Here is a 10566-nt window from a genome sequence, read left to right as displayed (position 1 = left end):
CAGACTTGAAACAGGTCAAAAACCTTCTTTTTAACCTTTTTAAGTTGTTTTTTAATTTCCATGAAAGTCTTCTTTTTTCCAGCTCAGCCTGAGGATCGAAATTAAGGTAATGTTTATAATATAGTATATCATTTTCAATGTTTATAGCCATGTTATCGGGATGCTTAATTTCGGAAAGGGAATCCAGCTTTAATTTAACATAAATTGAATCGGCATTAGTAGTATGTGTGGCATTTTTATCAAAACCTATGTTTTTGGTTAAATTAGCCGTTGGATTTATGGAAATACCGTTTTGTTTGTAAATGGTATACATCCATTGGTAGTCCCATATGTCGTTCCCTTTGTGCTGCATACTAGAAAAAATATTTTCCCAAAATATGTAATGATCACCATAATAGTTTTTCAATTGTGCAGCAGCGTTTGACGAAAGCCAATCTTTCATGTCATAATCATAATGTTTCCAGGCCCGTTTCCATGTAGCCCATCCCCAGCCATGTATTTGTTTAGTAAAATAATAACTATGTTCATTATCGGTTGCTATCCAGTCATTTAAAAAATAGCTGCCGCTTATATGCATCACCTTTTCATGATTCTTATAATAATTTAGCATCTCTTCACAAAAAGTAAAAAATGAGGGATCGGTATCTATATCATCTTCGAGGATTATACCCTGCTCAACATTTTCAAAGAACCATGTTATTGCCTGGGCGGGTGCAACGCCACAACCTAAATTTTTGTCCCTAAACAAAGTTTTAACTTCGCAATCCCAATCAATGTTTGACACGATATTTCTTGTAGTTTCACATAGTTTAACATCATTTAGATTGTTTATTCTGGGCCCATCGGCAGCAATGAACAAAAAATTAGGCTTTTTTTCGCGTATTTTCTCGAAAACCTTTTTTGTTGTGTCGGGGCGATTAAAAATTAAAAAAAGGATCGGTGTTTCAAACATATCTAAGCCTTCAATTGGCAGACAATGCCTTTTTTACTATTTTCAGATACTGATTGCCATACTCCTGGTCGGGTTCCAAGTAATTGCCTTCAGCCCACTCGTTCCAGGATTTTATAAATAGTATTCTTTTATCATGCGGTTTATCTTTGATCAGATTTATTGCGTTGTTTAAATGTGACTCAAATAACTRAGGGGTAGATTGATGTAATATCATGGAGTTTATACCTGATCTGGCCGAGTTATCCCAATTGGGAATTACACATGGATAACAATCATAGTCAAATACTTTTTGCGATGTTAAAAAGGGTATAGCATCCTTATAACTATAAGTTTGTACTGGTCTTTTCCAAATTTTTTTATACGCATTATTTAACAAAGGCTTCTTTATCAACTGGTTTTTATATTTTCTGTAGATTGATGCTTTTAACGAAGGTAAGCCTTTATATAAATTCCCTATCAATACCAGGTTTACGGCATCGCAGCCATGTTGCAAAGGACTCCAATTTTCTGATCCAGTATTGGCTACAATATACAAACCCTTTAATCCGTTTTTAAGGGCTAACTCCCTAAACAGGTCTGTAAATTCAATAATATTCGGAATGTCATCGGGCTCGTTAATACAAAACAAAGGTTTATCGTCAACAGTAATATACCGGGTATCTTTAAACGCTTTTAATAAGTAATTAAAGTAATTGATATAATCTTGTTCACCAGGATACTTCTGTTCAATTAGAATTCTATTAGGTTCGCCATGCCAAATTCCAGACCATGACCCATTTGCCCAGGCTAAGCAAAATGGAAAATCGGGCTGCCCACTTGCTAATACTTCGTTAATAGGGCGTTCCAATATTTTCTTTTCATTACCAAACCAATAATGCCAATAACAAAAACCTTCTATGCCGTATTGCCTGGCCATTTTTGCTTGTGCTTCCCTCACTTCGGGAATGCGTAGGTCGTAGTAGCCTAAATCGGCAGGTAAACGGGGTTGATAATGGCCTTTAAACATTGGCTTTGCCTTGGCTACGTTGGTCCATTCGGTAAAGCCTTTACCCCACCATTCGTCATTTTCAGGTATTGGATGAAATTGCGGTAAATAAAMGGCAATGGCCCGGGCTTTTAAATCAGGCATTTAGTAATTGTTGACTTATAATATGTATCAATCTTTTTTGATAGTTTTATCAGTTTTTTTAATAATCTAAGAAAAATTGGGGGGCTTATTTCTTTGATTACTTTTTTACTTAAAGGCTCCTTTGCTATTGTTTCAATTTTCTGTAAATTATGTTTTAAAATAAGCTTGTAAAAATTTTCATCTAACAATTGTTGATTTCGCATCATGCTATTATTATGAAGCCTTATCAGGGTAAAGCTGTCTGGTTTATAAGAATGATGAAATTTATAATTGCTGTGGACGCACCTCAAATGAAAATCCCAGTCTTCTAATGCTTTTAAATTATTATCAAAATAACCTATCGTATCAAACAACGATCTCGGGTATAAGGGGGCCGATATAACAAAGGGGTTACGGGTAATTAATAATTCTTTTTGACTGCTGGAGCTGTCCTCTTTCTTTATTTCGATGTGTGCAACAAAATTATCTCTGCCTACTATCTTAAGGTCGGTTACATTCCCGTTTTCAAAATATCGCATACTTGAATAAACAATAACTTTTTGGTTGTTATCATTTGACAAGTAAAACTCAATGGCATTTTCCAATTTATATACTTCAAGCAGATCATCAGAATCTAATAGTTGAATGAAGTCTCCCTTAGAATTTTTTATGCCGGTATTTCTTGAAGACGAAAGCCCGCTATTTTGAGTTTTAATATACTTAAATCGGTTATCTTTTTTAAGGTAAGTGTCAACTACCTCCTCCGTTTCATCGGTCGAGCCGTCATTTATAATTATACATTCCCAGGTAGTATATGATTGTGCTAAAACACTTTCTAATGATTCGCTTAAAAAGCAACCCTGATTATAACAAGGTATTATAACTGAAATTAAGGGGTGGGTTAAATCAGCCATTTAGCGAAACAGTAATTGGTTTAACCGAATCATGAGCTTAGCAAAAAATAGAAATGAGTTTAAAAACCATTTTTTGGGACATTAGCTTAGCACTGGCAAAAAACTTCTTAATAATAAAGGCAATAATTGCATTCCTTTTGAACTTGAGATGAGATAGGATAAGATCAAGACACGCCAAATGTAAGTCTTTATTGAAAATGTACCATTTTAGTCTATCAATAATTATTTTCCTCACCTTTTTATCCGGATACGAATAAAATATATCCTCGTATACATGAAAAATAGGGGCTTCAAGGTTTTTATTTTGAAAAGTAGACTGCACGGGATGGATCCGGTAATAGAAAAGCCTGTCGGGTATTGATCTGAACGGCTTGTTATGTAGCAGCAATTTGAGCCATAAGTGATAGTCCTCTGCGTTTTGAATACTATCCTTTTCTGAAAATCCGCCTACTTGTTCCAAAGCTTCTTTTTTTACCAAAACCGATAAGATAGGTATGCGGTTATGAAATATAAAATCGCTAAAATTATCGCTGTTCCATAATTTCTTTACATCTGTATCCAAATCTGCAACCTGGTTACCGGTAAGGCTATAACCCTGCGAAAAAAGTAGTTCGATGTTATTATCTGCAGCTAAAACTTCTGTTTGCAGTGATAGCTTATTTGGCGTCCATTTATCATCAGCATCTAAAAAAGCAATGTATTTACCCAAACTATTCCTAATGCCAAGGTTCCTGGCTTTTCCTTGTCTGCCACTTTCCTGATATAAATATTTTATCCTTGGCTCAGCGTTAAACTGATTTATAATAGCTGCAGTGTTATCTGTGGAGCCATCATCAATAATTATCAATTCCCAGTTTTTATAGGTTTGGCTAATTACGCTTTCTATACTTTCGGCAATGTACCCGGCAGCATTGTAGGCTGGCATGACGACCGAAATTTCACACATTTCTTCTGAAAAAAATGGTATTAAATGTTTTTGCTACCATATGGTAGCCAACGGATTCCATAAAACTATTTAATTCTCCATTGTAAGATTTCTTAATGTCTGAAAATAAATCCTCGGCCAAAACAATTTTTGGCCGATATTTAAGCCAATTGTTTGATTTTAATACTTTCAGATCAAAGCCTTCAACGTCAACCGTCAGAAAATCAATTTCAGGATTAACGCCCAGTTTATTTAATTGTACATCTAATATTGCTTCCAGGGTTGTGGTTTGCAATGCGATCTTATTTAATAAAGTAACATTTGGAAACCTTAAAAATTCTTCAATTTTACTGTCGTCAAATGTATTTAACTCCGGAGTTGAAAACATATAAAAAACACATTGGTTATCCTTATCAGAAATAGGTTTTTCGATGTTAATATCATACGGCCTTAATTCGTTAAATGATTTCATTGATCCAGGCATAGCATCAATATTAATTCCGCGCCAGCCCTTCAGGTAAAAATAATAAGTGTTACTTAATAAGGTGGCGTGATGTGCCCCAACATCTACATATATTCCGTAATTCTTGGTGCCAACAAATCTTTCAAGTAATCTGTCTTCTCCCTCCTGTGAATATATTTGTACTCCAGATTGTTGTGCTTTATTAATGATACGCCTTTTTATTGATTTCGGCAGAATTGTCACTGCTGCGTTGAGAAGGGTATTTTTTAATCCCATTTTCCTTTTAATAAAAATGTTATTTTAGAGGATTGATGACCAAAGCTATTAGTGTTAAAGAAGTTGCCAATTTCAACAGGCAATTCATAAAGCGGGTTCAACGGTGCATCTGAAATACTATTGTTTGCCTTTATAAGCCCACGAATAATATAGGTTCTATTACTTAAGTAATTGTTGGGCAATGTGACATATACATTATGCTGTCCGATATCAAAATCATAAACTTTTCCCTGATAGCTGCTATACAAAACAGAATGCATATTGTCTTCTTCATCATGAATAGAAAAACCCAGATCTATATTTCGACTTTTAACTCTTACATCAAGTGCAAATTTGAAAATAAGGTCTTGCCCTGTTTCGATTGAATTTATAGTTTCGTATTTACTATTCAGTACTTCCATTCCGGAAAATTGCACATCACCTGAGCCTTCTCTGATAGAATTTTTGTTGATTTTTTTGAAGGATGATTTTTGTGATTTAAAATATTTTTCAATTACCGGTTCTACTTTATCATTTAATTCAATACTGCCATTATTTAGCAAAATAGCCGTACTGCATAGCTTTTTTATGGCGCTCATGTTATGGCTCACAAATAAAATTGTTCGCCCTTCTCCCTTACTTACATCGCCCATCTTACCCAGGCACTTTTTCTGGAATTCAGCATCGCCAACAGCCAATACTTCATCAACTATCAAAATTTCTGATTCAAGGTGGGCTGCAACAGCAAATGCCAGGCGTACATACATGCCCGATGAATATCGTTTTACAGGGGTATCAACGTATCTTTCAACGCCGGAGAAATCAACTATTTCATCAAATTTTCGTTTTATTTCGGCTTTACGCATGCCCAGGATAGCTCCGTTAAGGTAGATATTTTCTCTCCCGCTCAGCTCGGGGTGAAAGCCTGTCCCTACTTCCAGTAAACTGGCTATCCGGCCTTTTACTTTAACAGAACCGGTGGTAGGGGCGGTAACCCTGCTTAAAATTTTAAGCAAAGTGCTTTTACCAGCGCCATTACGGCCTATTATACCAACGGCATCGCCTTGTTCTATATCAAAATTGATATCCTTTAAGCTCCAAACAACATCACTTTCGCCTTTTTTTGAGCGGTCGTTAACTTCACCTATCTTTAAAAAGGGGTCTTCCTTACCGCGTATTTTGGCCCAGTAGCGTTCCAGATCACGTGATAAGGTTCCGGTTCCTATTTCTCCTAACTGGTAAGCTTTCGAAAGATTTTCTACTTTAATTACGGCGGGCATATATTTATACAGTATCTATAAAGGTGCGCTCAACGCGGTTAAAAATTATAATTCCAACTAAAAGTATCACAGTAGTTATTACCGTGGTAATGCCTAAAGATAGCATGGTAAACGTCCCCTGGCCAAGAAAACCGTACCTGAAAGCTTCTATTATTGGCGTCATCGGGTTATATTCAACCATCCACTGATAATGGGGGTATTTTTCTTTTACAACTGATAAAGGGTAAATAACCGTAGTTAAATACATCATTAGCTGAATACCAAAGGTGATAAGGAAACTTAGGTCGCGGTATTTTGTAGTCATGGCTGATATGATCATGCCAAGGCCTAAACCTAACATTGCCATTAATAGCAATAAAAAAGGAAACAACAACAGGTAGGCGTTTGGATGAACATTAGCGCCTTTAACAATATAAATGCCCATCATCAGGAAAAACAGGGCCATTTGAACGGCAAAGCGGATTAAATTTGATACCACGATACTTAGCGGAACGATAAGGCGGGGGAAATACACTTTACCAAAAAGGCCTGCGTTTGCAGTAAAAACAGATGATGTTTTTGTAAGGCAGTCTGCAAAATAATTCCAGGCAGTAATACCTGCCAGGTAAAACAACGGTTGCGGTAAGCCATCGGTTTTTATAGCTGCAAGGTTACCAAATACAAAAGTGTAAATAATTGTAGTAAACAATGGCTGAATGAAAAACCATAGCGGCCCCAATATGGTTTGTTTATAAAACGAAACAAAATCGCGCCTTACCAATAACATCAGCAAATCGCGGTAGTGCCATACATCATTAAGTTTTAAATCAAATAAGCTGCTGTGTGGTGTTAACTCCATGTCCCACTTTTCCTCGGTTGGCGTACTCATTCGTTTAAAAGTAGCTGTAATTTTTGCATGTAATCCGTTTCATTAAAATGTAATAAACACTGTTCCTGTAAGTGTTTACGTTTAAGGGTTGTTAATGGGGCTTCAAAATATGCTGTTATGTATTCTTTAAGCTCGGAGGGATCGTCAGCATTAATCGCATGGCCCAGTTCTCCGTTCCTGATGGCATCTATACTGCCATCGGCATTGCCGCAAACAACAGGCAACCCACAGGCAAGGGCTTCAATGAATACAATGCCAAAGCCCTCTTTTTTACTCGGCAAAACAAACAGGTCTGCCAGTAAAAAATGATCAACAAGTTCATCTTCTTCAATAAACCCGGTTAATATTACCTGTTCGGCTACGTCATACTGTGCTATAAGTTTTTTTATCCTGAGCTCTTCCTTTGCGTCGTATTTACCCGATAAAATGTATTTAATACCTGGAAAACGTTTTTTTATATTACTTATAACTTCAATTACATGTTCATAACCTTTGTACTGTTCTGTTGATGCAAGGCGTGTTAAAGTAAATATAATAGGCTGATCTGTTTTTAATTTATAACGTGCAACAAGATGTGGTGGTTTTTCGAAACCTGCGGGCAGCTTCATAAAAGAATCTATTGCGTTATTTAATACACTGCAAATATCTGCACTTACATTGTGCTTAATTATCATTTGCTCCCTGGTAAAATTGCTTACACATATTACCTTATCGCACCGGTTTAAAAGATATTTTTTAAGGAATGAAAGGGGCCGCCAAACTTCGATGCCATGGGCAATAAGCCATACCTTACATTTAGGATTAACCAATTTTGTAAACAAGCCTATAACTGCCAGGTTTACGTGGCTTAAAATAATAACATCAGGCATTGCTGATTTGCTTATGGCTTTTAAAACAAAGCTGATCCTGTTAACGCCAAAGCCTTTAAACCCATTTGCAGGCAGGTACTGTGGCATCAGGTCGTCTTGCTTATCATAGGCAGACCATAGTTCAAAATTCCATTTATTGGTTTGTGCCAGCGTGTATAGTGAATGCCCCAATGTTCGGGTCATTTTCTGGATGCCACCGGTGGTAGAAAATGTTTGTAACGTAAAAAGAATTATTTTTTTACACATGCGCTTGTATTTGGTAAAGTGCAAAGGCCTTTGACCAATGAATTTGGTTGTTTTTGAACTTTTTAATGGTGTTTTGCGCCATTTTACCGCGATATAAACTACTACTGCTTATCGGGTTGTATTGCCTCATCCATTGCTGTAATGGAAACGAAAAGCCCATTTTAGGCCTGTTCCAAATAGTTGCGGGCAGCAGGTCATTGAAACTATCAATCAGGAGTTTTTTTGGTTGCCGGTTATTGAACCTTATTTCTGGTGCTATACTTTCAACAGCGCCTGTAAAGTCTTCGTCTAAAAAAGGGACTCTAACTTCTAAACCATGATTCATGCTCATTATATCGGTATCCCTAAGTAACTGATTTTGCATATAAAGGTTTGCTTCAAACCATGAAGCATGTTCATGATCATATGGCCCCAAATCAGGAATATCAAAATTATTAAAAAGAACATCCCGAACTTGTTTATCATCAGCATCAAGCGCTCTCGCAATATCAGCGGGCGAAAATAATCCTCTTAATAAAAGATAATCGGCAATTGAATGGTCATTACCTAAAAATGTAAGCTTTTTATATTGATCGGGTAATAATCCTTTAATTGCCGAAAACAGGAAAGGAGGGAGTTTTCTTAAATAGCCAAGGTAACGTATCCGGTTAAATGAAGGATAGCCACCAAAATACTCATCGGCACCCACGCCCGATAATACCGCTTTTAAGCCATCATCGTGGGCATATTTACTTATGAACCAGCTATTAATGCCATCGGTAGTTGGCATATCCATAGCGTTAATAATTTGCGGAAAGAAAGTTTCAAWATMCTGCTGCTTTACTAAGTGCGAGAAATTTTGACCGCTTACCTTATCTAAAACCAAGCGTTGATATGCCTGCTCGTCGTAATTTTTTTCGTTAAAAAATATAGATATGGTTTTAAGCTGCTCCTTTTTTTCTTTATCGGCCAATAATGTAATAAGGCTTGAATCTATACCTCCGCTTAAAAATACACCTAATGGCGCATCTGCAATCAGCTGGCGGTTTACGCCTTTTATTAAAGCATTTTTTATCAATTGCCGTGCTTCATCAATGTTGGTGATTTGATTTTTTAATGCTGTTTGTTTGTAAGAATTGATCACATGTGTTGATGAGGCATGATTCCAGCATAAAYAATGACCCTTGGGGAGGCTGTAAACATTTTTTAATGTGGTATAAGGCTCTGGTATATGGCCAAATGCTAAAAGCCTTATGGGCCAGTTGGTGTCTTTTTCTGTACATATGCCTGCCGCTGTAAAAGCTCTCGTTTCCGATGCGAAACTTAGCTGGCCATCTTCGGCTAAGTAATATACCGGTTTTATACCCCCCGTATCACGTACCAGGTAGGTAAGGCCTTTAAGGCTATCAAACAAAGCGAACGCAAACATCCCCCTGAATTTGCCGAAGGCGACGATGCCCCATTGTAAATAGGCTGCAATTATTACTTCTGTATCAGTTACCGAATTGAATTTGGCACCATGCTTTAACAGTTCATCCTTTAATTCCCGGTAATTATAAATTTCGCCGTTGTAGGTTATCCAAACTTTTTGCCCCGCATCGGCCATTGGCTGATGCCCGTTACGGCTCAAATCAATGATTGATAGTCTGCGATGTCCAAATGCCAGGTGTTTTTTTTCATCATAAAAAACACCTTCATCATCAGGGCCGCCATGTTGCAGTGCCTTGCACATCGCTTTCACCCCTTCCTGAATAAGTTGAGGTTGTAACTGGTTATTAATTATTCCCGCAATTCGGCACATACTCTATATAAATATTCATAGCTTCGCCCCGTAAGTCACATTTTAAATTGTAACTTATTATATAACAACGGCTTATTTTTTTAATATAAGTCTGTTGTTATTAATTATTCCCGATCTGAATCGGTTATAACTGTCCTTTAGTTAAAATAACAATTTCAATTAAAATCTTTCAATATATGATGCTGCAACATGTACAATTATTGAGCACCCTATGCTTTCGAGCCTTAATATCAATTGCTTTTGCGATCGTTGGGATACCACTTCTCCGGTCATTCCTTTTAATGGCCCAGCTTTAAGTATAATCTTTTCTCCGGGCTGCAGTTCTTCTTCGGTAATCTCTAATTCATAAGGGCTGGCCATTAATAACTTTAACTCGGTTATCTGGCGGTTGGGCATTGAAGCAGGCTTGCCCATGAAATACAGAAAACGGGATATCCCTTTTGTCATCAATATATTAGCCTGCTCATGTTCTGTAATGTTAACAAATACGTACGATTTAATAAAAGGCTCTTCTACCCATCTTTTGCGGTCACTCCATTGCTTTAGCTGGCGATGCAGCGGCAGGTAAGCTTCAATACCTTTATTTATTAATGCCTGGTATGCTTTTTTTTCGGCACGTGGGTTTGTATAAACAGGATACCACTTTTTTGTAATCGCACTTGCCTTTAAATCCATATTTTGAATCGGTGCATTTTATTTAAACCATCGCCTTATATCCCACCATTTCTTTTTGTCCTCATCTACATAATAGCCAGATCCGGAGTATCCGCTATAGTCAGAATAATAGTAATATCTTGCACCTGTAGTGTCGCCGGTAAATTTGGTGGTATAATATCTTGAATGTAAAAGGTCTTCTTCAAAAGCATTAAGTACAATCACCGTATTATCAAGATGGTACTCCTGCGC

At 36.9% G+C, this 10566-nt stretch carries 11 protein-coding genes; all 11 read right to left on the bottom strand.

Annotation, left to right across the window (positions count from 1 at the left end):
- The coding region (locus AC1DPZ_RS15845; protein ID WP_477405071.1) for a hypothetical protein at positions 1-784 on the bottom strand (784 nt) is incomplete at its 3' end.
- Between the two features lie 178 nt (positions 785-962).
- Entirely contained in the window at positions 963-2081 is a 1119-nt protein-coding gene (locus AC1DPZ_RS15840) for a glycosyltransferase WbsX family protein (protein ID WP_477405069.1), read from the bottom strand.
- Positions 2069-2974, bottom strand: coding sequence for a glycosyltransferase family 2 protein (locus AC1DPZ_RS15835; protein ID WP_477405067.1), 906 nt, complete (start codon positions 2972-2974; stop codon positions 2069-2071). Before AC1DPZ_RS15835 ends, AC1DPZ_RS15840 begins: the two co-directional genes overlap by 13 nt.
- Positions 2975-3011: 37 nt before the next feature.
- The gene (locus AC1DPZ_RS15830) at positions 3012-3899 is read right to left on the bottom strand and encodes a glycosyltransferase (RefSeq protein WP_477405065.1); all 888 of its coding nucleotides are present in this window, start codon (positions 3897-3899) and stop codon (positions 3012-3014) included.
- 13 nt (positions 3900-3912) lie between these two features.
- The gene (locus tag AC1DPZ_RS15825) at positions 3913-4638 is read right to left on the bottom strand and encodes an FkbM family methyltransferase (protein WP_477405063.1); all 726 of its coding nucleotides are present in this window, start codon (positions 4636-4638) and stop codon (positions 3913-3915) included.
- Entirely contained in the window at positions 4629-5897 is a 1269-nt protein-coding gene (locus tag AC1DPZ_RS15820; RefSeq protein WP_477405061.1) for an ABC transporter ATP-binding protein, read from the bottom strand. Before AC1DPZ_RS15820 ends, AC1DPZ_RS15825 begins: the two co-directional genes overlap by 10 nt.
- A gap of 4 nt (positions 5898-5901) precedes the next feature.
- Entirely contained in the window at positions 5902-6765 is an 864-nt protein-coding gene (locus AC1DPZ_RS15815) for an ABC transporter permease (RefSeq protein WP_477405059.1), read from the bottom strand.
- A complete protein-coding gene (locus AC1DPZ_RS15810; protein WP_477405057.1) occupies positions 6762-7880 on the bottom strand; it encodes a glycosyltransferase family 4 protein in 1119 nt (372 codons plus the stop codon). The genes AC1DPZ_RS15815 and AC1DPZ_RS15810 overlap by 4 nt, the downstream gene beginning before the upstream one ends.
- Positions 7873-9660: an asparagine synthase (glutamine-hydrolyzing) gene (gene asnB / locus AC1DPZ_RS15805; protein WP_477405055.1), complete on the bottom strand. Its 1788-nt coding sequence runs from the start codon at positions 9658-9660 to the stop codon at positions 7873-7875. The genes AC1DPZ_RS15810 and asnB overlap by 8 nt, the downstream gene beginning before the upstream one ends.
- A gap of 159 nt (positions 9661-9819) precedes the next feature.
- The gene (locus AC1DPZ_RS15800; protein ID WP_477405053.1) at positions 9820-10335 is read right to left on the bottom strand and encodes a UpxY family transcription antiterminator; all 516 of its coding nucleotides are present in this window, start codon (positions 10333-10335) and stop codon (positions 9820-9822) included.
- An 18-nt stretch (positions 10336-10353) separates the two neighbouring features.
- A partial coding sequence (locus AC1DPZ_RS15795; protein ID WP_477405051.1) for a hypothetical protein occupies positions 10354-10566 on the bottom strand: 213 nt, incomplete at its 5' end.

The sequence above is a fragment of the Mucilaginibacter sp. P4_G9 genome, assembly GCF_056400985.1.
The sequence above is the reverse complement of the archived record's forward strand: the minus strand, read 5'-3'. Positions and strand labels throughout refer to the sequence as shown.